Annotated in this window: 1 pseudogene; it reads left to right on the top strand. The window is 27.9% G+C overall.

The features are described from left to right. Positions 1-251 (top strand): annotated as a pseudogene (locus K0039_RS21820) (hypothetical protein); the annotation flags it as partial.

Raw genomic sequence — 251 nt, 5'->3', positions numbered from 1 at the left:
ATAGCAGGATTATTATTAGTTCCATTATTTATCCTTATAATATTTGGAGGAACACCTTTATATATAGGAGAAGCTATAATAATCTCAATTGCCTTAAATGAGTTTTATAAGGCATTTGAACAAAAGGCTATTAAGCCATATATGAATGAAGAAATAAAATTTGAGGAAGCAGTAGAAAAGGCACAAGTCCCTATTAAAAAATTCTTGCTAAATCAAACAAGAGAAGAGGATTTAAAACTATTTATAGAAAG

The sequence above is a fragment of the Terrisporobacter mayombei genome (assembly GCF_020748465.1).
GTDB lineage: Bacteria > Bacillota > Clostridia > Peptostreptococcales > Peptostreptococcaceae > Terrisporobacter > Terrisporobacter mayombei.
This window is presented reverse-complemented; position numbering and strand designations above follow the sequence as displayed.